18 protein-coding genes, 2 pseudogenes and 1 riboswitch are annotated in these 23,064 nt (G+C 72.6%); of the genes and pseudogenes, 14 read left to right on the plus strand and 6 right to left on the minus strand.

All coding sequences use genetic code 11. The annotated features are described in order from the left end of the window. Positions 1-170: 170 nt before the first annotated feature. Entirely contained in the window at positions 171-425 is a 255-nt protein-coding gene (locus ACH4SI_RS02630) for a hypothetical protein (RefSeq protein WP_398291694.1), read from the minus strand. Positions 426-450: 25 nt separating this feature from the next. Here ACH4SI_RS02630 and ACH4SI_RS02635 point away from each other — a divergent pair, with 25 nt between their 5' ends. Both ACH4SI_RS02635 and ACH4SI_RS02640 read left to right on the plus strand, forming a co-directional pair. Next, a complete protein-coding gene (locus ACH4SI_RS02635; RefSeq protein ID WP_398291696.1) occupies positions 451-804 on the plus strand; it encodes a hypothetical protein in 354 nt (117 codons plus the stop codon). Between the two features lie 450 nt (positions 805-1,254). Further along, the gene (locus ACH4SI_RS02640; RefSeq protein WP_398291698.1) at positions 1,255-1,731 is read left to right on the plus strand and encodes a hypothetical protein; all 477 of its coding nucleotides are present in this window, start codon (positions 1,255-1,257) and stop codon (positions 1,729-1,731) included. A gap of 4 nt (positions 1,732-1,735) precedes the next feature. Here the strand turns inward: ACH4SI_RS02640 and ACH4SI_RS02645 are convergent, their stop codons facing one another. Then, positions 1,736-1,885, minus strand: a complete 150-nt coding sequence (locus ACH4SI_RS02645) for a hypothetical protein (protein ID WP_398291700.1) — start codon at positions 1,883-1,885, stop codon at positions 1,736-1,738. A 136-nt stretch (positions 1,886-2,021) separates the two neighbouring features. Here ACH4SI_RS02645 and ACH4SI_RS02650 point away from each other — a divergent pair, with 136 nt between their 5' ends. From ACH4SI_RS02650 to ACH4SI_RS02660, 3 genes are read left to right on the plus strand one after another with little or no spacing between them, the layout of a single operon-like run. Further along, positions 2,022-2,273, plus strand: coding sequence for a hypothetical protein (locus ACH4SI_RS02650; protein WP_398291702.1), 252 nt, complete (start codon positions 2,022-2,024; stop codon positions 2,271-2,273). Between the two features lie 25 nt (positions 2,274-2,298). Continuing rightward, entirely contained in the window at positions 2,299-2,748 is a 450-nt protein-coding gene (locus ACH4SI_RS02655; protein WP_398291704.1) for a CoA transferase, read from the plus strand. Continuing rightward, entirely contained in the window at positions 2,745-4,286 is a 1,542-nt protein-coding gene (locus ACH4SI_RS02660) for an AMP-binding protein (protein WP_398291706.1), read from the plus strand. Before ACH4SI_RS02655 ends, ACH4SI_RS02660 begins: the two co-directional genes overlap by 4 nt. Here ACH4SI_RS02660 and ACH4SI_RS02665 read toward each other — a convergent pair. Then, positions 4,272-5,054 carry an alpha/beta fold hydrolase gene (locus ACH4SI_RS02665; RefSeq protein WP_398291708.1) on the minus strand — a complete coding sequence of 261 codons (783 nt, stop codon included), beginning with the start codon at positions 5,052-5,054 and terminating at the stop codon, positions 4,272-4,274. The two genes, ACH4SI_RS02660 and ACH4SI_RS02665, sit on opposite strands and share 15 nt — an antisense overlap. Positions 5,055-5,335: 281 nt before the next feature. On the opposite strand from ACH4SI_RS02665, the gene ACH4SI_RS02670 reads away from it, so the two are divergent. Together ACH4SI_RS02670 and ACH4SI_RS02675 are read left to right on the plus strand one after the other, a co-directional pair. Then, positions 5,336-8,293: a SpoIIE family protein phosphatase gene (locus tag ACH4SI_RS02670; protein ID WP_398291710.1), complete on the plus strand. Its 2,958-nt coding sequence runs from the start codon at positions 5,336-5,338 to the stop codon at positions 8,291-8,293. Between the two features lie 84 nt (positions 8,294-8,377). After that, the gene (locus ACH4SI_RS02675; RefSeq protein ID WP_398291712.1) at positions 8,378-9,133 is read left to right on the plus strand and encodes an NPP1 family protein; all 756 of its coding nucleotides are present in this window, start codon (positions 8,378-8,380) and stop codon (positions 9,131-9,133) included. A gap of 22 nt (positions 9,134-9,155) precedes the next feature. Here the strand turns inward: ACH4SI_RS02675 and ACH4SI_RS02680 are convergent, their stop codons facing one another. Together ACH4SI_RS02680 and ACH4SI_RS02685 are read right to left on the minus strand one after the other, a co-directional pair. After that, the gene (locus ACH4SI_RS02680) at positions 9,156-11,009 is read right to left on the minus strand and encodes a glycoside hydrolase family 15 protein (RefSeq protein ID WP_398291714.1); all 1,854 of its coding nucleotides are present in this window, start codon (positions 11,007-11,009) and stop codon (positions 9,156-9,158) included. Between the two features lie 39 nt (positions 11,010-11,048). Next, positions 11,049-12,566 carry an ABC transporter permease gene (locus tag ACH4SI_RS02685; RefSeq protein WP_398292336.1) on the minus strand — a complete coding sequence of 506 codons (1,518 nt, stop codon included), beginning with the start codon at positions 12,564-12,566 and terminating at the stop codon, positions 11,049-11,051. Between ACH4SI_RS02685 and ACH4SI_RS02690 the strand changes: the two genes are divergently transcribed. Further along, on the plus strand, positions 12,505-13,662 hold the full coding sequence (locus ACH4SI_RS02690; protein ID WP_398292338.1) for a histidine kinase: 1,158 nt from the start codon (positions 12,505-12,507) through the stop codon (positions 13,660-13,662). The two genes, ACH4SI_RS02685 and ACH4SI_RS02690, sit on opposite strands and share 62 nt — an antisense overlap. A 362-nt stretch (positions 13,663-14,024) precedes the next feature. Here the strand turns inward: ACH4SI_RS02690 and ACH4SI_RS02695 are convergent. Further along, positions 14,025-14,945, minus strand: a pseudogene (locus ACH4SI_RS02695) (ABC transporter permease); the annotation flags it as partial. Between the two features lie 27 nt (positions 14,946-14,972). Here ACH4SI_RS02695 and ACH4SI_RS02700 point away from each other — a divergent pair. The 6 genes and pseudogenes from ACH4SI_RS02700 to ACH4SI_RS02725 all read left to right on the plus strand — a co-directional run. Beyond that, a pseudogene (locus ACH4SI_RS02700) lies at positions 14,973-15,449 on the plus strand (LuxR C-terminal-related transcriptional regulator); the annotation flags it as partial. A gap of 71 nt (positions 15,450-15,520) precedes the next feature. Beyond that, positions 15,521-17,227 carry an IlvD/Edd family dehydratase gene (locus ACH4SI_RS02705; RefSeq protein ID WP_398291716.1) on the plus strand — a complete coding sequence of 569 codons (1,707 nt, stop codon included), beginning with the start codon at positions 15,521-15,523 and terminating at the stop codon, positions 17,225-17,227. Positions 17,228-17,290: 63 nt separating this feature from the next. Continuing rightward, positions 17,291-18,166, plus strand: a complete 876-nt coding sequence (locus ACH4SI_RS02710) for a triphosphoribosyl-dephospho-CoA synthase (protein ID WP_398291718.1) — start codon at positions 17,291-17,293, stop codon at positions 18,164-18,166. A 12-nt stretch (positions 18,167-18,178) separates the two neighbouring features. Next, positions 18,179-18,272, plus strand: a riboswitch (TPP riboswitch). Beyond that, on the plus strand, positions 18,264-19,670 hold the full coding sequence (locus tag ACH4SI_RS02715) for a purine-cytosine permease family protein (RefSeq protein WP_398291720.1): 1,407 nt from the start codon (positions 18,264-18,266) through the stop codon (positions 19,668-19,670). It overlaps the preceding riboswitch by 9 nt. A gap of 68 nt (positions 19,671-19,738) precedes the next feature. Continuing rightward, the gene (locus tag ACH4SI_RS02720) at positions 19,739-21,355 is read left to right on the plus strand and encodes an APC family permease (protein ID WP_398291722.1); all 1,617 of its coding nucleotides are present in this window, start codon (positions 19,739-19,741) and stop codon (positions 21,353-21,355) included. A gap of 113 nt (positions 21,356-21,468) precedes the next feature. Continuing rightward, the gene (locus tag ACH4SI_RS02725; protein WP_398291724.1) at positions 21,469-22,935 is read left to right on the plus strand and encodes a serine hydrolase domain-containing protein; all 1,467 of its coding nucleotides are present in this window, start codon (positions 21,469-21,471) and stop codon (positions 22,933-22,935) included. Positions 22,936-23,064 lie beyond the last annotated feature (129 nt).

Consider the following 23,064-nt stretch of genomic DNA (forward strand, 5'->3'; position numbering starts at 1 on the left):
CGTGGCGCCCGCGGTGTTCATTCCGGCCAGGCCGGTCCGGAGGGGTCGGCGGTGTGGTGGTCGGACGCTCGCCCTCCTTCACGAACTCGGTGACGTGCGTCAGCGCCCCGTCGGGCTCAGCGGGAGGACGGCGTGCACCAGCTTGACGTAGCGGTCGCGCCTCACGGGGTTCATGGGTCCTCCTCTCCGGCCCGGCTGCGGGCCGGCGATCGGCTGAGCAGGGGGGACTCGCGCAGGACGAGGGCGATACCGCCCAGGGCGCCGCCGGCCTGGCCGAGCGCCGCCGGACGCAGGTCCACGTGGTCCCGGGCGAGTGGCATCAGGTGCGCGGTGAGCGCCCGTCCGACCGGCTCGAAGAGCGGCGCGCAGGCCGCGGCCAGCGCGCCGCCGAGCACGATCACTCCGGGGCCGACCGCGTTGCACACCGCGGCCAGTACGGTGCCGACATGGGTGCCGACCGTCTCCAGCCCGCCGCACGAACATGGCCGGCCGCCCGGTGCGGCCGTGATGTGGCCGAATTCGCCGGACAGCCCGTACGCGGTGCGGTGCAGCGAGCCGGGTGTTGTTGTCCACCAGGGCCGGAGTCTCGAACTGTTTGCGCAGCAGCGCGGGCAGGTCGGTGGCGGGCAGGTCGGCGGTGGCGTGCGCGGCGCCGGACCCGGATTCCGGATCGCCGACCGGACCGACCACGCCCACCCCGATGGCGTTCAGCGCGCCCAGCCGCAGGGTGCCCTCGGCCAACGTCCCGACCAGGCGCTCGGCCAGGGCGATCGGCTTCTCCCAGGGCAGCCCCGGCTCATGTGACTTCCCGGCCGATCCGATGACCTCGTGTGCGACGTTGACCGCGGATACCCGCACCGCGCGGCGGGCGAAGTCGATGCCGATGACGTGCCCCGCACGCGGGTTGAGCGTCAGCGTCTCCACCGGCCGTCCCCGCCTGCGCGGGGCCGATTCGGGTGCGGTGGCGACGATCGCGCCGCTGTCGATCAGCTCGGCGACGATGTCGTACAGCGTCGTCCGGGGACAGCCCGGTGTGTTGGCCGAGTTCGGCCCGGCTGAGTGGGCCGTCCTGAGGGTGCATACAGAACTGCATGCACGCGTCAAGCACTTACGTCAACGGCCCGGAAAAAACGGCTCGTCGGTCTGTTTGACGGGGTTCATGGACAGGTGGCACGTGCGGACGCAGACTGGCCCGAGTTCCAGGACCACCCCGCACACCCCGGGGCTCGCCCCGGCCGACCCGTTGGAGGCGTCGTGGCCGTGCAGATCTGTTCGTTGATCGTCGCCGAGCCGCAGGTGATCCCGCCCGGCGGGTATCGCGTGGTGCGCTTCCCCTTCGGCACCGCCGAGTCCTATGACGCGCTGGGCATGCATCAGGTGGTCCAGCCCGACGGGTACAGGATCAAGAACTGGCGTACCGACGACCGCGCGGGGCTGATCTGGCCATCGGCCGGCGGATGGGGCGCGCTGACGGCGATGATCCAGTGGGAGGCCGGGGGCTATAGCGAATTACGGGACCGCTTCGTACGGGATCCGCTCGGGCTGTCGACCGGCGCGGACTCGACCGCCACCGACCATCGGCCCCCGAGCCCCGGCGTGCAGTGCTTCACCAAGCACCACGAGATCTTCGTGCATCCGGGGACGCCGCTGGCGCTGATGGTCTCGCACAACAGCCGCTCCTCGGTGAGGCTGGTGCTCGCCGAGTTCAAGCTGGCCATCCATCAGGTATGAGGGGTCACACCTCACCCTTCTTCACCTTGTACAGCTCGATGTCCTCGTTCGCGAAGAGATGGAGATAGCCGCAGTCCCAGCAGATCAGCCCGATCGCGGACTCATTGGCCCAGGCGAGGTTCATGAGCTCCATCCCGGTGCTGTTCAGCTTCACCCGGCGGTTCCGGAAAAGATCGCTCTGGCAGAAAATGCATGTGATCCGTCGGCCTCCGATGGCCGCGCGCACGGGCTTGGACATGCCCTCCCCTTTCCCGCCACCGAAGTGGCCTGCTCTCTCCTGCTGTCGGCGCGTGATCAGCATAGTCGGGTTCGGCCGCACCGCCATCGGCATTCATCTGCTGGGCATTCACATGCCGTTGGCGCTCACCTACGTCGTCGTGTTCCTGACGACCGCCCAGACGGAGAAGTGGGGCTCGGGGCGTTCGCAGGTGCTGGCCGTCGAAGTGGTTCGGGTTCGCCAGGGACAGCGTGCCGCCGGTGCCGTAGTCCTCCACGTAGGGCAGGTCCGTGTCCCAGATGTCGAACCGGGCCCAGTAGGTTGACGAGAAGGGCGAAGTATACGGTCCCATGTCCATCACCGGGCCGCCGCCCTCCTGGAACAGGAAGCGCGGATCGGGGTGCCACGTCTCGGCCCTGCTGTGCCGGATGAACGCCGAGGCGCCGACCGGCGTTCCGGTGGACGGCGCGCTCGCCGGTTGGGCACGCGCCATGCCCGCCGACGCCGCGGCCGAACTGCTCCAGGAACGGGGCGTACCGGCCGGAGTGGTGCAGGACGGCCGGGAACTCGTGGAGCACGACCCGAAGTTGCGGGCGCGCGGCTTCTATGTGCGCGCCGAACACCCGGTCGCGGGCGCCTTCCTCCACGAAGGCCTGCCGATCCACCTCACCCGCACCCCGGGCTCCCTCCGCAGGCCCGCACCCGTACTCGGTGCCGACACCGACACCGTGCTGCGCGAGGTGGCCGGACTGACGCCGGAACGCATCGAGCGGCTGCGCGACGCGGGAGTCCTGCGGTGACCGCACCGGTGAGCACGGCGATGACGCTTCCCGCTCTCCTCGACGCCGCCGCCGGGGCGTTCGGCGACCGGGTGTTCCTGCGGGTGGACGGGGTGACCCTCACCTACCGGCAGTCCCGCGAGGCGGCGGCAACCATGGCGGGAGCGCTCGCCGCGCGCGGCTGCCGCCCGGGCGACCGGATCGCGGTCATGTCCGGCAACCGCGTCGAGTTCGTCGATCTGATCCTCGGCTGTGCCTGGCTCGGCGCGGTGCTGGTGCCGCTCAACACCGGTCTGCGCGGCGAGGGCCTGCGGCACGTCCTGCGCGAGGCCGAGCCGTCCTTCCTGCTCGCCGAGGAGGAGTACACGGGGCGCGTCACGACGGCGGGTTACCGGGGCCCGGTGTGGACCATCGGCGGCGACGGCGTCCCGGCCCCCGGCCGGACGGGGGCGCTCCCGCCCGCGCAGGTGGGACCCGCGGACACCGCCGCCATCCTGTTCACCTCGGGCACCACGGGCGCCTCGCGCGGTGTGCGCTGCCCCCACGCCCAGTTCGTGTGGTGGGGCCGCAACGTCGCGGACTCCCTGCGCCTCACCTCCGACGACGTGCTCCACACCTGTCTGCCGCTGTTCCACACCAACGCCCTCAACGCCCTGGCCCACGCCATGACCGTGGGCGCCGCGTACACGCTCGGGCGCCGGTTCTCCGCGCGCGCGTACTGGGGCCAGGCGGCCGAGGCAGGTGCCACCGCCGTGTATCTGCTCGGCGCCATGGTGCCCATGCTGCTGGCCCGGCCGCCCGGCCCCCACGACCGTGCGCACCGGGCCTGGCGCGGCCTGTCCCCGGCCACCCCGGGCCCGGCGTACCAGCCGTTCCTGTCCCGTTTCGGCGTCACCCTGGTGGACGGATTCGGCTCCACGGAGACCAATCTCGTCATCGGGTCGACCCCCGCCCGCCACCGCCCCGGCTACATCGGCACCGTGCGCGACGGCTTCTCCGCGCGCGTGGTGGACGACCTGCTCGCCCCCGTCGCGGACGGCACGGCGGGCGAATTGGTCGTCCGCAGCCACCAGCCGTTCGCCTTCTGCACCGGCTACCTGGGAGACGCCGAGCCCCCGGCGCCCGACACCGGCGACCGGGTGATCCGGGAACCCGACGGGTGGTTCCGCTTCGTCGACCGCATCAAGGACGTCATCCGCCGGCGCGGTGAGAACATCTCGTCGGCGGAGGTGGAATCGGCGGTCCGCACCCACCCCGCGGTGGCCGGGGCAGCGGCCTTCCCGGTGGCGTCGGAGCTGGCCGAGGACGAGGTCATGGTGGCGGTGACGGTCCGGCCGGGCCGGGTGCTGGACCCGCGGGACCTGGTACGCCACTGCGAGGACGGGCTTCCGCCGTTCGCCGTGCCCCGGTACGTCGACATCGTCCCCGAACTGCCGCTCACCGCGACCGGCAAGATCCGCAAAGCGGTGCTCCGCGAGCGCGGGGTCACGGCGGACACCTGGGACCGGGACTCATCACGCGGGGCGCCCCGGGTCAGCCGCCCGTCACCCACTCCGTGATGACCTTGGCGTACGCCTCGGGCAGCTGCTCCGGTGCGGGGACGTGCCCGCCGGGATGACCCGCGTGTCGCAGCCGAGCGCCGCGGCGAATTTCTCCAGGCCGGGCAGCGAGTAGTGGTCCTCGGTGGCGCACACCGCGAGCGTCCGCGCGGTGATGTGCGGCAGACGCGGCTCCATCGGATAGCGGCGGACCGCCAGGTGCCCCTCCTCCACCCGGTCCAGCACCGTCACCGCGTCGATCACATAGCGGTGCAGCGCGGCCTCCTGCCCTTCCCGGTAGAAGCCGCGCCGCCGGTTCCACAGCTCCAGCAGATGGGAACCGTCGGGCCGGGGATCCACATGGTCGACCGGCTTGCGCCGGTCGGCGGTGCGCCGCTTCTCGTCGTCCACGAAGGGCGTGGCGGAGAGCAGCAGGCTGGAGACCCGGTCCTGGTAGCGCGCGGCCAGCTCCACCGCGACGAGGCCGCCGGTGTGGTGCCCCACCAGATGGAATCGCTCCAGGCCCAGCGCCTCGATGAGCGCCCCTGCGGCGTCGGCGAAGCGCTCGATCGTATGGGGCTCCTCGGGCTTCGCCGAGGCGCCGTAGCCGAGTGTGTCCATGGCGATTCCCCGGTGCACGGCCCCGACCAGCGGCAGCACATCCAGGTACTCGGTCCATGAACGCGGCGTCTGATGAAGCATCAGCACCGGCTCGCCCGTGCCCGATTCGACGTAGTGCAGCTGCCCGAAGGGGCTGGGCACATAGCCGCGCAGCAAGGAGTCCGTCATGTGTGACCTGCCTGTTCCATCGGACGGAAGCGGACGCGAGGAAGCGAAGGCGCGCGCCGATGGCGAACACTGTGACGGCCGTCGGGGCGCGGCACCAGGCAGCCGGTCCGCTCTGTGAACCGCCTCTGTGAACCGCCGGCGGGAGCGTTCGGCGTGGCCGGGGCGTTCGGCATAGCCGACCGGACACTAATAATTCGGTATGGATCGCTTCATGTCCCTCGATCGCGCCACGAGCACGCTTTAGGGTATATGCCGATATGTCGACGGATCCGGTGGGTCCCGTGCGTACCTGGTGCGACGAGCGGCTTTCCTTGCTCTCGACGGTCGGTGTCCAGCTCACGGACCGCGAGGTGATGGAGCACGCGCTGACGCAGGCGGTGTCCGAGCTGGGCGGTATCGCCGGGGCGGTGCACTGGTCGTGCGGGCCCGCGGGCAGCCACGAACTCCGTCTGGTGCTCGCCGGAGGACTGCCCCGGTCCGCCCTCCAGGGGTGGGAGGAGATCCGGGAGGACGATCCCGCGCTCGCCCCCGCCCGGGCCGTACAGGACGGCGCGTTCGTCTGGATGCCCGCCGCCGACGGACGCGTTCCGGACGCACACCGCCCGGACGCCCAGCGTGTCCGTACGCACACGTATGGGAGCCTCCCCGGGGCGACCATGGTGGCCGCCGTCCCTCTTCTCGCCGGGGACGACGCCGTGGGCGCGCTGTCCGTGTTCACCGGGCCCGGCGCGCCCACCGCGGAGCAGCGCGGCTTCCTGCTGGAGATGGCCCGCTGGGCCTCCGGGCGGCTGTCGCGACCCGCTCCCGGGCCAGGCCGTGGCCATCCCTGGTGGCAGGAGCAGCCGGTCGGCTCCGGGGTCCGCCAGGCCCTGGTGGCGGACAGGGTCGGTTCCTGGGAGTGGGACATCCGCACCGGCGAGATGGTCTGGGACGCGGCAGGGCTGCGCCTCCTGGGCATACCGCAGGACTATGAGCGCCGCATCGAGAGCTGGGTCGGCCTGATCCACCCCGAGGACGTGCCGCGGGTCATGGCCGCCACGCAGGAGGCGCTGAACGGGCACGGCGTATACGAGGCCGAGTACCGGGTGTGCCGCCCGGACGGCACCACCGGCTGGGTCCAGAGCCGCGCCCATCTGGCGCTCGACGGGCACGGCGAACCCGTGCGCATGATCGGCCGGGTGTGGGACACCACCGAGAGCCGCATCGCGCGGGAGTCCGTGGGGCAGGCGCTGCGCTTCATGAGCGACGCGTTCTGGGCGGTGAACCGGGAGTGGCGGATCACCTTCCTCAACGTCGCCGCCGAGCGCCTCGCCGGCCCATCCGTGGACGTGCTCGGCGGGCCGCTCTGGGACGGCCCCGCGGGCCTGGTCCCCGACCTGGAGGCCCGCTGTCGGCACGCCGCCCTCGACGGCACACCGACGGGATTCGACATCCAGTGGCCCACCGACGGCCGCTGGTACCACATACGGCTGGTCCCCGTGCCCGACGGGCTGACCGCCTACCTCACCGATGTCACCGACACCCGCAACCGGGTGGCGCGGCGGGAGGCGGCCGAACGGTCCGCCGCCGAGCAGGCCGCGCGGATCCGCGGACTGACCGGCGCGCTCGCCGAGGCGGTGACCACCCAGGACGTCGTCGACGTGGCCGCCACCCACATGCTGGCCCCGTTCGGCGCCTCGGGCCTGCTGATCCAGGTGCTGGAGGGCGAGCGGCTGCACGTGGTCGGGGCCGTCGGATATCCGCAGGCGTTCCTGCACAAGATCGACGGTATCCCGGCGGCAAACGGCCACCCGCTCCTCAACGACGCGGTCGCCTCGCGCCATGCCCGCTTCATCGCCTCGGCCGCGAAGTACGTCGAACTGGCCCCGAGCCTCGCCGACTACCCGGCCCTGGCGGAGAAGAACGCCTGGGCCATCCTGCCCCTGATCGCCTCCGGCGAGCCCAACGGCGTGTGCGTCGTCGCCTTCGCCGAACCCCACCGCTTCAGCGGCGACGAGCGCACCCTGCTGACCGCCCTCAGCGGCATGGTCGCCCACTCCCTGGCCCGGGCCCGCCTCTACGACGCCGAGCACGCCCGCGCCCAGGCGCTCCAGCGCGGTCTGCTGCCCCAGGACCTGCCCGCGCCGTCCGCCGTCACCGCGGCCGTACGATATCTGCCGGCAACCAGCGGTACGGAGGTCGGCGGCGACTGGTATGACATCATCCCGCTGTCCGCGGAGCGGGTGGCGCTCGTCATCGGCGATGTGATGGGCCACGGGCTGGCCGAGGCCGCCACCATGGGACGGCTGCGCACCGCCGTGCACACGCTGGCCAACCTGGAGCTGCCCCCGGAGGAGGTCCTCGCCCGCCTCAACGACATCGTCAGCGAGCTCGACGACGACTCGTTCGCCACCTGCCTGTACGCCGTCTACGACCCGGTGTCCGGGGTCTGCTCCATGGCGCGCGCCGGACATCCCCCGCCGCTCCTGGTAGGACCCGACGGAACCGTGGAGTGCCTGGACATCGAGCCCGACCCGCCCCTGGGCGCCGCCGAACCCCCGTTCAGCACGGCCGAACTGCGGCTGCCCGGCCACAGCCTGCTGATGCTGTACACCGACGGCCTGGTCGAGTCGGCCACCCGCGACATCGACGCCGGTATAGCCGAGTGCTCCCGGGTCTTCACCACCGACCTCGGACGGCGCCTCGCGGTTCCCGGCCATCCCCGCCCCCCGGCCTGCGGTCCGGGCGAGGACCACGGCGCGGATCGCAGGCGGCTCGACCACCTCTGCGACACCCTCCTCGGCGCCCTGCTGCCCGCCCAACAGGTGACCGCGGACGACACCGCCGTGCTCCTCGCCCGGCTGCACCGCACCGCCCCCGAGAACATCGCCGTCTGGCGGCTCCCCGACGAGCCGGTGGCGGCCTCTCTCGCGCGCGACCATGTCCGCGGCCGACTGGAGGAGTGGCATCTCGACGGGCTGGTCATGAGCACCGAACTCCTCGCCAGTGAACTGGTGGGCAACGTCGTCCGGCATGCGAAGGGGCCCGTCCGGCTGCGCCTGATCCGCGGCCGGTCACTCGTCTGCGAGGTGTCGGACGGCAGCGCCACGACACCCCGGATCCGCCGGGCCGCCGAAATGGACGAGGGAGGACGCGGTCTGCAACTGGTCGCCGCGCTCTCCCAGCGCTGGGGGACGCGCTACACCGCCGACGGCAAGTGCATCTGGACGGAACAGCCCATCCCGCCCCGGCGGCCCTGAACGGCCCCTCATCCAAAGCAAGTTGACGTAGTCTCCTGGTCGACATCTTCGCCTGTGCGGCACGAGGTCAACCAGGAGGACGCAGTGCCCAGAAGCTCGCGCATCCGCAAGGTCTCGTTCGTTCTCGGCAGCGCCATCGCCCTGGTTGTCGCCTTACCCGGAAGCGCTCTCGCCGACCCGCCGAAGGCCCTGCCCGGCAACGCGGACGCGCTGGAGCGGACGTTCCAGCCGGCCTACGACTACGACACGGACGGCTGCTATCCCACTCCCGCCATCGGCCCCGACGGCACGCTGAACGGCGGGCTCAACCCGTCCGGGGCGCCCAACGGGCAGTGCCACGACGCCCCGGACCTCGACAACACCAACGGGTACGCGCGCTCGAAGTGCAACAACGGCTGGTGCGCGGTCATGTACGGCCTCTACTTCGAGAAGGACCAGGCGTCGATCGGCGGACACCGCCACGACTGGGAACATGTCGTGGTGTGGGTGCGGAACAACCAGGCCCAGTACGTCTCCACCTCCGCCCACGGCGGGTTCACCACCTACAGCGGTGACAAGGTCCGGTGGGACGGAAACCACCCGAAGATCGTCTATCACAAGGACGGGCTGAGCACCCACGCGTTCCGTCTCGCGAACACCAATGACGAACCGCCGGAGAACGACCACCACACCTGGCAGTTCCCCACCCTGGTCGGCTGGAACGGCTACCCCGCGGGCCTGCGCGACAAGCTGAGCCAGGCCGATTTCGGCAGCGCCAACTTCGGCCTCAAGGACGGCAACTTCGCCGCCCACCTCCAGAAGGCCAAGCCGTCCGGCATCCCCTTCGACCCCAACGCCTGAGCCACCTGGGCCGACCCCCGGGTCAGCCCAGGGCACGGTCGAGGTTGAACGCGGCGCTGATGAGCGCGAGATGGGTGAACGCCTGTGGGAAGTTGCCGATCTGCTCACCGGTGCGGCCGATCTCCTCCGCGTACAGCCCGCAGTGGTTGGCGTACGTCAGCATCTTCTCGAACGCGAGCCGCGCCTCGTCCAGCCGCCCCGCCCGGGACAGCGCCTCGACGTACCAGAACGAGCAGATCGAGAAGGTGCCCTCCTCACCGCGCAGCCCGTCCGGGCTGGCCTGGGGGTCGTAGCGGTAGACCAGCGAGTCGGACACCAGCTCCTCGCCCAGCGCGTCCAGGGTGGACAGCCACTTGGGGTCGGTGGGGGAGATGAACTTGGCCAGCGGCATCATCAGCACGGAGGCGTCGAGCACATCGGTGCCCTCGTGCTGCACGAACGCCTGCCGCCGGGCGGACCAGCCGTGCCGCATGATCCGGCGGTAGATCTGGTCGCGGGCCCGCGACCAGCGGGGCATGTTCGCGGGCAGACCGCGGTGAGTGGCGATGCGCATGGCCCGCTCGATCGCGACCCAGCACATCAGCCGCGAGTACAGGAAGCACTGGGGTCCGGCGCGGGTCTCCCAGACGCTCATGTCCGGCTGGTCCCAGTGATCGCAGACCCAGTCGACCAGTTCGCAGACTCCGTCCCAGTGGTCGCTGGCCAGCGGCTTTCCCCATTTGTCATAGAGATAGAGGGAGTCCACCAGCGCACCGTAGATGTCCAGTTGGAGCTGGCCGACGGCCGCGTTGCCGGACCGGACCGGGGCCGAGCCCAGATGGCCTTCCAGATGGGAGAGTTCGTGCTCGGTGAGGTCGCTGCGGCCGTCGATGCGGTACATGATCTGCAACGGCCCGCCGGGGCCGTCCCGCAGCCGGATGTCCTCGGAAAGGAAGCGCACGAAAGCCTCGGCCTCGTCGGTGAAACCCAGCCGCAGCAGCGCATAGATGCAGAACGCGGCATCGCGGATCCACACGTAACGATAGTCCCAGTTGCGTTCCCCGCCGATCTGCTCGGGCAGGCTCGCCGTCGGCGCCGCCACGATGGCGCCGGTCGGCGCGTAGGTGAGCAGCTTGAGGGTGAGCGCCGAGCGGTGCACCATCTCCCGCCACCGTCCGCGGTAGCGGGACTGCGAGAGCCAGCGGCGCCAGTACCGCACCGTGGCGTTGAACAGGTCCTCCGCCTCGGTCAGCGGACAGGACCGCGGCCGCACCGCGCCGCCGATCCGGTCGAGTGCGAAGACCGCGGCCTCGCCCTCGACCAGCTTGAACGAGGACACCGCGTCGGGACCGTCGGACTCCACCGTGACGCTGGACGTCAGCGCGAGGGACAGATCCGGGGAGTCGAACACCGTGAGGTGGCCCTGCCGGACGCTCACGGTGTGCGTCTGCCGCCCGTAGTCGAAGCGGGGCGCCACCCGTGCGGTGAACGGCAGCGAACCGCGGACGCACAGCACCCGGCGGATCAGCCGGTGCCGGTCGGCCTCGCGGGAGTCGTCCTCGACGGGCATGAAGTCCTGGACCTCGGCGACACCGTCGTCCGCGAAGAAGCGGGTGATGAGGATGTTGGTGTCGGGGAAGTAGAACTGCTTCGTCCGGGCGGGCATGTCCGGGGCCAGCTCGAACGCACCGCCGCGGTCGGCGTCCAGGATCGACGCGAAGACGCTGGGCGCGTCGAAGCGGGTGGGGCAGTACCAGTCGATCGTGCCGTTCGTCCCGACGAGCGCGGCCGTCCGCAGATCGCCGATCAGGCCGTGCTCCGCGATGGGCAGATACCGGGGCGTGTCCGCCTTGCAGGGACGTAGGCTCTCGGCGACGGTCCTCTCGTCGGCGGTCATCGCAACCTCCCGCGCTCACCGGTCGCGGTACCTCAGATTTCAGGATACGTCCGCACACTCCATGAAGCGTCCGTGGCGATGGCCTTCAACATCGGCACCCGCGCGGCCTGGCGCCCCGGCCACAGGGAGGCGAGCATACCGATCACGGCGGCCGCGACGAAGAAGAGGGCCGTCCTGTCCCACGGGATGACCAGGGGGGACACCCTCCTGGCCGAGGACGGCCACCGCACCGATGACGCTGCCGACGGCGATACCGAGCGCGGAGCCGAGGAGGGAGATGGTCACCGATTCGATGCGCAGGACGGAGGCCACGCCCCGGCGGTCCAGGCCGATGGCGCGGAGCATGCCGATCTCCCGGTCACGTTCGAAGACGGCCATGCCCATGGTGTTCACCACTCCGTGGGCGCCGATCAGCACGGTGACGCCGAGCATGGCGTACATGATGTTCAGGAACGGGGCCGACCTGGCGGTGACCGCCTCCCGTGCGTCGGCGCGGTCCTCGACCACGAGCGCGGGGTTGTCCAGGGTGCGCCGGATCTCCTCCCGGAGCGCGTCCGTACGGCCGGGGGCGGCCTTGACCAGCACTGCATCGACGGAGGGCCGGTGCGTGGCGCCGCCCGTGCGCGGCAGGGACCTGTCGGCGACGAGGGCGGGTGTCAGATTCTCCGGGCCGTCGTAGAGCGCGACGACGGGCAGGCCGGTCCGCTCGCCGGTGCCGGTGAAGGCGCCGGTGACGCGGGAGCCGAGCCGCCAGCCACGGGCGGCGGCCGTCGCCTCGGTGACGGCGATGCCGTGGCCGAGGCGGGCCAGCGAACCCTTCCGGACAGTGATCGGCGTCAGCTGTTCCACCGTGGCGGGATTGACGGCGGTGACCGGCAGGGAGTCGTGGCCGGACAGGTCGAAGTAGGTGTCGGCGATCGGGGTGACGGCCTCCGCGTCGGCGAGCCGTGCGACCCGCGCGGCGGTGTCGTCGCCGACCTCCGCGAAGTCGACGGCCGTGATGCGCAGGTCCGAGGTCATGGTGCTGTCGACCTCCTGTTCGTCCATGCGGTTCAGCGAGGCGACGGCCACCGTGACCGCGGTGACCATGGCCAGACCGACCATGAGGGTGGCCGCGGTGGCCGCCGTGCGCCGTGGGTTGCGGCGGGCGTTCTCCACGGCGAGCTTGCCGTGGATTCCCGCCAGCCTGATCAGAGGGGAGCGCAGCAGCCCGGTGACGCCCAGGCCGAGCAGCGGAGTCAGTACGATCAGGCCGATGAGCAGGACGGGTACGGCGATGAAGAGGATGTTCGTTTCGCCGGTCGCGGCACCGAGCAGCAGCGCACCGCACACCGTGACGGCCACGCCGATGGTGTTGCGGCGGCGCAGCGAGGAGGCCGTCGAGGGCTCGACCGTGCGCAGCACCGCCACCGCCCTCCTTCCGCTGCGGATCGCCGAACGGGGGGAACACCTCAACGGCATGGTCGCCGTGATCGTGGCCTGTGTGCCGTTCATGATGGTGCTGGGGCTGTGCCTGCGCCTGTACGACGCGCTGCGATTCCGGCGGCGCGAGGCCATCCTCCAGGAACAACGCCTCGAACACGCACGGGAGTTGCACGACTTCGTGGCGCACCACGTCACCGCGATCGTCGCCCGGACCAAGGCCGCGCGCTTCACCGCCGCCGTCGGCCACACCCAGTCCCCGGAGGACCTGGACCAGATGCTCGCCCACATCGAGCGGGCCGGATCGCAGGCGCTCGGGTCGATGCGCGCCATGGTCTCCAGCCTGCGGGCCCCCTCCACGCCCGCCGCCACCAGCCCCACCGGCGGCCTGGCCGGACTGCGCGCCCTCACCCGGGACTTCTCCGCGGCGGGCCCCGCCGCCGAACTGACCCTCGACCCGCGGATCACCGGCCGCCCGCTGCCGCCCGAGATCACCACCGCGGTCCACCGCCTGGTGCAGGAGTCCCTGACCAACATCCGCAAACACGCCGCCGGAGCCGCCCGGGTGGAGGTGCGGGTCACGCTGCGCCCCGGCGCCCCGGAGGAGCTGGAGGTGTCGGTGGCCGACGACGGCAGCGGCGGCGCACCGGCCGGCCACGCGGAGACGGGCGGCGGGGGCGCGGCCACCCGGTGGCGGGCCTCCTCGCTGCCGTCGGTACGGATCAGAATGCTCTGGTCGAGGCCCGCCGTGGTGTGTCCGGCGGCCAGGTCCCTGGAGAGCACTACGGGGCCGAAACCGAGGCCGCGCGCGTACCTGGCCACCACCCGGGCGGTGACCCGGGCGCCGTCGCCGAGCAGCAGATCCACCCGGCCGCCCACGGGCGCGCCGCGGGACCCGGCCACATCGGTGGAGACGGCGACGGTGTCGCCCGTGAGCTTCGCCAGACGGCCGTCACGCACGTCCAGGTCGAGGACACCCGGCGCCTGCGCGTCCAGCACCAGCGCGGAACCGCTGTCCACCTCGGGTTCCCCCAGCAGCCGGTACGGCCATACGACGGTGGTCGAGGTGACCGGGGCCGCCGCCCGTACGCCCGGAGTGTCCCGCAGCGCGGGAAGCACATCGCCCGGCACGCCCCCGAGTCCGGGCGCGCTCAACCCGAGCTGCGCCCGGGTGGCGTCGCGGAGGTCACCGGAGGTGGCCGCCCGCACCGTGGTCTGGGTCAGGGTGTAGGTGAGGGTGAACACCACGGCCATCGCGAGGGTGCTGATGGCCGCCGCGGAACGCAGCGCGTACCCAGGGCTGTTGGCCACGGCCAGCCAGGTCGGTGCCGTGGCCTTCTCGGTAAGCCTTCTCTCCAGCAGCCGGCCGACGCCGCCGACCAGGGCGGGACCGGCCAGGGCGAGTCCGATCGCCGCGATGAGACCGGCCAGCGCGGTGGCCGCCGCCCCGGCCTGCGACCGGGCCAGCAGGGGAGTGACCGAGGCCCCGGTGCCCGTGGCGATCAGCGCCAGACCGGCCTGGGTGCGCACCTTCGAGGGCGCCCGGGGTTCGCTGCGCGACTCGGCGACCGCCTCGGTGGCCGGCCGGCGCGATGTACGCCACGCGGCGCACCGGGCCGCCACCCACACGACGCCGACCAGCAGCAGCACGGCCGCGATCGCGGGCAGCGGGCTGCGGGTGAGCGGTAGCGCGTCCGGGAGCATCCCGTGGGAGACCAGCAACTGCCGGAACCGCTCGGCCAGCGGATAGCCGAGGGCGGCACCGGGCACGGCCACGGTGACCGCGATGATGGCGGCCTGGGCCCCGGCGAGGCGGCGGATCTGCCGTGGCGTCGCGCCGACGGCCCGCATCAGGGCGAGTTCGCGCCGCTGGGCAGCGATCGACACCGACAGCGCGCCGCCCACGATGAATCCGACCACCAGCAGCGTGACCCCGGCCAGCGACTCCGCCAGGGTGGGCAGCAGGGAGCGGGCTGCGGTCGTGCCGGGCGCCTCGGCGTCACCCCGGTCCGCCCCGGTGGACACCGTCAGCCCGTCGTCCCCGGCCAGGCGGCGGACCTCGGTGGCGACCGAGCCACCGGCGTCCGGCTTCGCCCGTACCGCGATCAGGTCGACGGAGCCGGACCCGGAACCCGATCCGCCGGACAGCTTCGCCGCCGTGGCGTCGGCGAACCACAGGCCGCTTCCGGCGGCGCCGACCACGGCCGACACCCGGTAGCGCGCCGAGCGCCCCGCGGCGGTCACCGTGACGCGGTCGCCGGGACCTGCCCCCGCGGCCGCGGCCGTGCGGCGGTCCAGGGCCACGTCGTGCGGACCGGCCGGGGGCGTGCCGGTGATACGGGGCCGCGCCGGCAGCGCGGTCGAGGACCACCCGTGTCCGGTCACGCGCGGATCGTCGTCCGCCGGTACGGTCTTCCCCTCCCGGGTGATGACGGCGGCGGGGAAGCTCCGGTCGCCGACCGCCTCGGCCACGCCGGGCAGCTTCGCCACCCGGCCGACGAGACCGGCCGGCACCCTGGCCCGCTCCGGCAGTGCGATCGGCAGGGGATCGCCGCGGCCGTGGAGGCCCGGCGCCGCCGCCCCGACCTGGCTGTCCTCGTACTGTCCGCCTACGTCGAGCAGGCCTTCGCCACCGACCTGCTCGCCGACGGCAGCGCCCGGCTCGGCTACCTGCTCAAGGAGCGGGTCGGCCGGGTCGAGGAGTTCCTGACCGCGCTGCACCGGGTGGCGGACGGCGGCACCGCCATCGACCCCGAGGTCGTCGCGCAGCTCTTCGCCCGCACCCGGCCCGACACCCGGCTGGACCGGCTCAGCCCCCGCGAACGCGACGTCCTGGCCCTGATGGCCGAAGGGCTCGGCAACACCGCCGTCGCCGAGCGGCTCGTCGTCACCGAGGGCGCCGTCCACACGCACATCCGTAGCATCTTCGCCAAGCTCGGACTGGCCCCCACCGACCGCACCGACCGGCGCGTGGCCGCCGTGCTGCACTACCTGGAGGACGCCCACCGCCGGGCCTGAAGGGGGCCTGAAACCCCTCTGCGGTGGGCAGCGTTCCTCCGCACGAATCGTCGAGAGATCGGAAGGTTCGTATGAGTGGCACGCACCGGTCGCGGCAGTGGTACGAGGGTGAGACCCGCGACGCGTTCATCCACCGTGCCTGGATGCGGCGCGGACTCCCCGACCACGCCTTCGACGGACGCCCGCAGATCGTCATCTGCAACACCTGGTCCGAACTCACGCCCTGCAACAGCCACTTCCGCGAAATCGCCGACCATGTGAAACGGGGGGTGTGGGAGTCCGGCGGGGTGCCGCTGGAGCTTCCGGTGCCGTCGCTGGGGGAGACCCTGCTCCGCCCGACCGCGATGTTCTTCCGCGACCTCGCCGCGATGGTGACCGAGGAACTCATCCGGGCCAACCCCGTCGACGGTGTGATCCTGCTCGGCGGCTGCGACAAGACCGTACCGTCCCTGCTCCTGGGGGCCGCGTCGGTCGACCTGCCCACCCTGATGGTCACCGGCGGTCCCATGCTGAACGGCTCGTGGAAGGGGCGCCCGCTGGGCTGCGGCACGGGGGTGTGGGAGCTGAGCGAGGAGGTAAGGGCCGGGCGGATGGAGCGCTCGGAGCTGCGCCGGGCCGAGTCGGCGATGATCCGCAGCCGGGGGCACTGCAACACCATGGGCACGGCGTCCACCATGGCGTGCGCCGCCGAGGCGCTGGGCATGACCCTGCCCGGCAACGCGGGGCTCCCCGCGCCCGACAGCCGACTGCTGGAGCTGTCCCACGCGGCGGGCAACCGCATCGTCGACATGGTGCGCGAGGACCTGCGGCCCAGCGCCGTCCTGACCGCGGAGGCGCTGCGGAACGCGGTGCGCGCGGTGGCAGCCATCGGCGGCTCCACCAACGCGGTCGTCCATCTGCTGGCCCTCGCCCGCCGGGTCGGGGCGGACTTCGGCCTGGACGACATCGACCGCGCGGGCCGTGGCATACCCCTGCTCGCCGACGTGCAGCCCGCCGGATCCCACCTCATGGAGGACTTCCACCGCGCCGGCGGCCTGGACGCCGTCCTCGGGGAGATCAGGGACCACCTGGAACCCGCCGTCACCGTCTCCGGCCGCTCCCTCACCGAGCAGCTGTCCGGCCGGTCCAGCGCCGACCTCACCGTCGTCCGCACCGCGGAGGACCCGATCGCCCACGGCGCCGGGCTCGCCGTGCTCCGTGGCAACCTCTGTCCCGACGGAGCCGTCATCAAGCCGGCCGCCGCGACACCGGGACTGCTGCGCCACCGGGGCCGCGCCGTGGTGTTCGACGGGATCGAGGACTTCAAGGCCCGGATCGACGACCCGGACCTGGAGGTCGACGCCTCCGATGTGCTGGTCCTGCGCGGCTGCGGACCGCGCGGCTACCCCGGCATGCCCGAGGTGGGGAACATGCCGCTGCCGCCCGCGGTGCTGCGGGCCGGAGTGCGGGACATGGTGCGGATCAGCGACGCCCGGATGAGCGGAACCGCCTTCGGCACCGTTGTCCTGCACATCGCGCCCGAGTCAGCGGCGGGCGGCCCGCTGGGGCTGGTGCGCACCGGCGACCGGATAGAACTGGACGTCGAGCGGCGGCACTTGCGGCTGGACGTACCGGACGAGGAACTCGCCGCACGGCAACCGGTGACCGCCGCCGCGCCACCGGCCACCGGTGGATGGGAGCAGATCTACCGCGACCACGTCGAACAGGCCGACCGCGGCGCGGGCCTGGACTTCCTCGTCGGCACCCGCGGATCCTTCGTCGCCAGGGAATCGCATTGAGCACACAGCGGGATCACAGGAACGACCCAGGTCCGGGAAAGGTTCGCCGCTTACTCTCCGGGCATGCCCACGACGCGCTCCACGGACGAGGCACTGGCGCAGACCGCCGTACGAGCCCTGATCTCCCAGGCGGAGCTGACCCCCAAACCGGGCCTCGCGGACACCCGTGACCTCCAGGCCCGCGCCACCGGCACCGATCTGCTCGCGCTGCGCTGGTCGGCCAAGTCGCTGGCGCCCGGGTTCGCCGCCATGGCGGCCGCCGCCCGCCGCCCCGGCGAGCCGACGCGGGCGCTCCGCGAGGAGCTGGGCGCCATCGGCCGCTGCGCCGAGTGGACCATGGCGCGGGCCGGTGGCGGCCCGGTCACCGGACGCCTGCACCACGGGGCGCTGTGGGTGCTGGGGCTGCTGGTGGCGGCCGCCGCCCTGGAACCCGGCGCCGCGCCCCGGGAGCTGACCGCCACCGCCCGGCAGCTCGCCGCCCACACCGACCGCGGCGCCCCGCGCAAGCCCTCGGCGGGCTCGCAGGTGTCCGCCACCTATGGCGCGGCGGGTGCGCGCGGCGAGGCGCGGGCCGCCTTCCCGCACGTACGCCGCGCCCTGGACGCCCTGGCGACGGCGCGGGCCGCGGGCGCCACCGAGACACAGGCGCGGCTCGACGCGCTGCTCACCGTGATGAGCACCCTCCAGGACACCGGGCCGCTGTACCGGGCGGGCCCGCCCGCCCTCCGGCGGGTGCAGGACGGGGCGCGCGGTGTGCTGGAGGCGGGCGGCACCGCGACGGCCCGGGGCGCCGCCGCCCTCGCCACCCTGGACGCCGAGCTGCGCGAGACGGGCATCGCGCCCCGCGGAAGCGCCGCGCTGCTGGCCGGGGCGCTGTTCCTGGACGCGCTGCCGGCCCGGACCCGTCCCCAGGACCGGGTCCACGCGGCGAGGGGTTAGCCTGGGGGCGCTCCAACCGACACGGGGTGCCCCACGCGGGGCTGAGATCACACCCGTCGAACCTGAACCAGTTAGCACTGGCGGAGGGATGTCATCGATGCGTTTGCCGCATGCTGCCACCGACCCGGCACCCACCGGCGCGGAATCCGTCTTCGACGGGCGGATGCCCACCGCGCCCGGCGATCTGCGCGTCGAGGCGCGCGGTATCGCGCCGGTTCCGGAGAGCCACCGCTACGGCGGGCCGGGGCGCCTGTTCACCGTGTGGTTCGCCCCGAACCTGACCATGACCGGTGTGTTCACCGGCACCGTCGGGATCTCCCTCGGCCTGGACTTCGCCACCGCGCTGGCCGCCGTCGTCCTGGGCACCCTCATCGGCGCCGTGCCCACCGCGTATCTGGGCACCTGGGGCAGTCTGACCGGGGCCGGGCAGCTGCCGCTGGCGCGGCTGGCCTTCGGCCGGGGGGTCGCCGTGCCGGGTGTTCTGCAGTGGCTGTCCTCGGTCGCCTGGGACGCGCTCATCGGCCTGTTCGGCGGTGACGCCCTGGCCCGGCTGTGCGGCCTGCCGTTCTGGCTGGGTGTGCTGATCATGATGGCCGCCCAGGGAGCGCTCGGGGTGCTCGGCTACGAGGCCATCCACCGGATGCAGAAGCTGATGACCTTCGTCCTCGCTGCCGCGTTCGCCGCCCTGGCCGTCAAGTTGCAGGGCGGCGTCCACCCCGCCGCCACCGGATCGGCCCACGGCGCCGACCGCCTCGGCGCCTTCGTCCTGACCAGCACGATCGCCCTGAGCCTGGCGCTGTCGTGGGCGCCGTACGCCAGCGACTTCAGCCGCTATCTGCCCCGCGCCACCTCCCGGGTCGGCATGTTCTGGTGCACTCTGCTCGGCGTCACCGTGTCCTTCGTGGCCGTCCAGGCGCTCGGGCTGTGGGGAGCCTCCGTCTTCACCGACCAGACCGCCCGTGGCGTCGATACGGCCCTGGGCGGCGGGGCGCTCGGCGCGTTCGGACTGCTGGCCGTGGCGCTGGCCGCCCTGTGCAGCAACGCCATGAACGACTACAGCGGCTCACTGGCCCTGCAGACCGCCGGTGTTCGCATCCCCCGCCCCCTGGCCGCGGCCCTCGCCGCCGCGCTCGGCTTCCCGCTGGTGCTGTGGATGCACGCCGCCGACACCACCGCCCGCTTCCAGAACGTGCTGCTGTTCGTCGGCTACTGGATTCCCGGCTTCGTCGCGATCGTGGCCGTCGACTGGTTCGTCCGCGCCCGGACCCGGGGCGGCGCGCCGGTCGACCTGGCCGCCGAGAGCGCCCGCCCGCAGCCGTGGTGGCCCGCCCTGCTGGCGTTCGGCGCCGCCTTCGCCGCGGCGGTGCCGTTCATGGACACCAGCCTCTACACGGGCCCGGTGGCCGCCGCGCTGCACGGCGCCGACCTCGCGTACTACGCCGCCTTCCTCGCGGCGCTCCTCGTCTACGTCCCGCTCAGGGCACGGCGCCGCACCACCCACTGAGGCACGGCGGCGGCCGTGGCACCCTGGGGGCTTCGCCAGGTTACGCACTACCCGAGGAGACGTGCCACGTGCCGCAGAACCAGCCGGTGGAGTCCATCGCCGCCCCGGCGGTCCTCGCCGAGGAGCGCAGACTCCACAAGGACCTCGGCTTCTGGGGCCTGACCGCGATCGGGTTCTCCAACATCCTCGGGTCCGGCTGGCTGTTCGCGGCCCTGTACGCCGCCCAGACCGCCGGACCCGCCGCGTTGCTGTCCTGGATCGCCGCGGGGGCGCTGTGCGCCCTGATCGCCCTGGTCATGGTGGAGCTGGGCGCCACCCGCCCGGAGGGCGGAGGCACCGTGCGGTGGCCGCTGTACGCGAGCGGGCGGCTGGTCGGCACGATGGTCGGCTGGTCCGTCGTGCTGTCCGTGGGCGGCACGGCCGCGGAAATCAGCGCGATCATGCAGTACGCCGCGCACTATCTGCCGGGGCTCTACGACGGCGGCCGCCTCACCCTCCCGGGCCTCGGCGTGGCCGTCGGACTGAGCGTGCTGCTCACCGCGCTCAACTGGTTCGCCGTGCGGATATTCGCCCGGCTCAACAACCTGGTGTCGGTGTTCAAGGTCATCGTCCCCGTCGTCACCGTCGTCGCGCTGTTCCTGTCGGGCACCCACTCCGGGCGCCTCACCGAACACGGCGGCTTCGCACCGTACGGCTACGCGGCGTGCCTCACCGCCCTCGCCGGCGGTGGCATCGTGTACTCCGTCAACGGCTTCCAGGCCCCGCTGGACTTCTCCGGCGAGGCCCGCAATCCGCGCCGTTCCGTACCGGCCGCGGTGCTCACCGGGATCGGCCTGGCCGTGCTGGTCTACCTCGGGCTCCAGCTGGCGTTCCTCTACACGGTGCCGGACTCCGCGCTGGGCGACGGCTGGCAGGGAGTCAACTTCGAGTCGCCGTTCGGCCAGCTCGCCCTCATCCTCAATCTGCACTGGCTGGCCACGCTGCTGTACGCCGACGCCGTGATCTCCCCGGGCGGTTCCGCCTACGTCGGGGTGGCGATCAACGCCCGGCACACCTACGCCCTGGCCAAGAACGGCCTGCTGCCGCGCTTCTTCATGCGCATCGACCCCCGCTCCGGCATGGCACACCGCGCGCTGCTGCTCAACCTCGCGGTCATCGTGATCTTCATGCTGCCGTTCGGTGGCTGGCAGGACATCGTGAGCGTGATGGGGGACATGTATCTGCTCATCTACGCGGCCTCGGCGGTGGCCGTCGCGGTGTTCCGGGCACACGACCGGGAGCGGGGAGTGCCCCGGGCGGAAGGGCAGGTGGCGGGGGTGCGCTGGATCGCTCCCCTCAGCTTCGTCGTGGCCAGCGAGTTCGTGTTCTGGTCCGGCTGGGACGACCTGCGGCTCGCCCTGCCGCTCGTCCTGGCCGGGGTCCCGCTGTTCCTGCTCCAGCGGCGTGGCGGCACCGGGGGACTCGGCGAGCTGCGGCACGGCGCGTGGCTGGTGTTCCACCTCGCCGCGCTGACCCTGCTGTCGTGGCTCGGCAGCTTCGGCGGTTCGGGCCGTCTGTCGGCGCCGTACGACACGGTCGCGGTGGGCGCCCTCGCGCTCGGTGTGTTCGCGTGGGCGGTGCGCTCGGGCGTCGCGCACCTCGGGACGGGGGCGGCGGAGGCACTGCCCACGGCGCCGCCGGTCTGAGCAGCCAGGTCTCCAGGGGGCCGGAAGGCACTCTGGCGCGGTGCGGCTTCTTCGTCCATGATCGCAGCACTACCGGCCGTGCACGACCCACCGCATTTGGAGGATGAGGCGCGATGAGTGCTCGGAGTGCTCACCCCCTGCCCGAGAGCACACCTGCCGCGCAGGGCGTGGACGCGCGAGGTGTCGGCGCGTTCCTCGACGCGCTGGAGGCGGCGCCCGGCATCGAGCCGCACAGCCTGATGATCGTGCGTCATGGCCATGTGGTCGCCTCGGGCTGGTGGGCGCCGTACACCGCGGACCGGCCGCATCTGCTCTACTCCATCAGCAAGAGCTTCACCTCGACGGCGGCCGGATTCGCGGTGGCCGAGGGGCTGATGAGCCTCGACGACCCGGTGATCTCCTACTTCCCCGAGTTCGAGGGCGACATCACCGACCCGCGTAGCCGGGCCATGCTCGTACGGCACGTCGCGGCCATGGCCAGCGGGCATCTGGCCGAGACCCGGGAGCAGGCGTTCGCCCGCGACCCGGCCGAGCCGGTGCGCGGGTTCCTGCTGACCCCGCCCGACCGCGACCCGGGCACCGTCTTCGCCTACAACCAGCCCGCCACGTACAGCCTCGCCGCGATCGTCCAGCGCGTGACCGGGCAGTCGCTCACCGACTATCTGCGGCCGCGGCTGTTCGACCCGCTGGGGATCGGCGAGACGGCCTGGATCCAACGTCCGCCCGGCCGCGACCTCGGCTTCAGCGGCATGTATGCCACCACGGACGCCCTCGCCCGGCTGGGCCTGCTGTACCTCGGCAACGGGGTCTGGGAGGGCCGCCAACTGCTGCCCGCGTCCTGGGTGGCAGAGGCGACCCGGGCGCAGATCGACAACGCGGACGGCACCGCGGAGGGCGCGGTGTCCGACTGGCAGCAGGGGTACGGATTCCAGTTCTGGCGATCCCGTCACGGCTACCGTGGCGACGGGGCCTACGGGCAGTTCTGCCTGGTGCTGCCCGAACACGACGCGGTGGTCGCCATGACCGCGGACACCGAGGACATGCAGGCGGTGCTGGAGGCCGCGTGGCGGCATCTGCTCCCGGCGTTCGGCCCCGCGCCCCTCGACCACCGCCAGGACGACGACGCGGCCCTGCGACGGCGACTCGACGGCCTCCAACTGCCGGCCCCCTTTGAGAAGTTCACCTCTCCGGCGGGAGCCGGGGGTGGGCCCATGACTTTCACCCCGGCGGGCGGGAGCTGCGCGGACCAGCCCACGCTGACGGAGGTGACGGTCACCGCCGACGGCGACGATGCGTGGGCCGCCTCCCTGGCGGAGGGCGCGTCCCGGCTCGAAGTGCGGCTCGGGGCCCAGGGATGGACGGTCGAGGAGGGCGCGGACGGGCGGGTCCCGACGGCGGCGTGCGGCGGCTGGACGGATCCGGACACGTTCGTGGCCGACATCGCGTTCCTGGAGACCCCGCACCACCTCGACGTGACGTGTTCGGCCGCCGACGGGACGTTCACGGCGCGCTGGCGCACGATGCCGCTGCACGCGGCGCCGCTGCCCAAGATGGGAGCGCCCCGCCGCGCCGCGCGGTGAACACGTCACGATGACCCGGCAACCAGTGCCCGCTCGGCGGCGACAGTCGCGTGGACGGTTGGCGGCGCATACGAGGAAGTGGCGGTCGCGGATCGGGCGTGGTGGTGTGGGCGGTGCCGCTGGCGGTGG

The sequence above is a fragment of the Streptomyces sp. NPDC021212 genome, from assembly GCF_044332925.1.
In the GTDB taxonomy this organism is placed as follows: domain Bacteria; phylum Actinomycetota; class Actinomycetes; order Streptomycetales; family Streptomycetaceae; genus Streptomyces.

What these genes read in the sequence shown, in the direction of transcription:
- ACH4SI_RS02690 (WP_398292338.1), top strand. Translation starts at nt 12,505, where the DNA reads ATGGTGCTGGGGCTGTGCCTGCGCCTGTACGACGCGCTGCGATTCCGG.
- ACH4SI_RS02710 (WP_398291718.1), top strand. Translation starts at nt 17,291, where the DNA reads ATGCCCACGACGCGCTCCACGGACGAGGCACTGGCGCAGACCGCCGTA.
- ACH4SI_RS02685 (WP_398292336.1), bottom strand. Translation starts at nt 12,566, where the DNA reads ATGGCCTCGCGCCGCCGGAATCGCAGCGCGTCGTACAGGCGCAGGCAC.
- ACH4SI_RS02715 (WP_398291720.1), top strand. Translation starts at nt 18,264, where the DNA reads ATGCGTTTGCCGCATGCTGCCACCGACCCGGCACCCACCGGCGCGGAA.
- ACH4SI_RS02705 (WP_398291716.1), top strand. Translation starts at nt 15,521, where the DNA reads ATGAGTGGCACGCACCGGTCGCGGCAGTGGTACGAGGGTGAGACCCGC.
- ACH4SI_RS02665 (WP_398291708.1), bottom strand. Translation starts at nt 5,054, where the DNA reads ATGACGGACTCCTTGCTGCGCGGCTATGTGCCCAGCCCCTTCGGGCAG.
- ACH4SI_RS02655 (WP_398291704.1), top strand. Translation starts at nt 2,299, where the DNA reads ATGTCCATCACCGGGCCGCCGCCCTCCTGGAACAGGAAGCGCGGATCG.
- ACH4SI_RS02725 (WP_398291724.1), top strand. Translation starts at nt 21,469, where the DNA reads ATGAGTGCTCGGAGTGCTCACCCCCTGCCCGAGAGCACACCTGCCGCG.
- ACH4SI_RS02680 (WP_398291714.1), bottom strand. Translation starts at nt 11,009, where the DNA reads ATGACCGCCGACGAGAGGACCGTCGCCGAGAGCCTACGTCCCTGCAAG.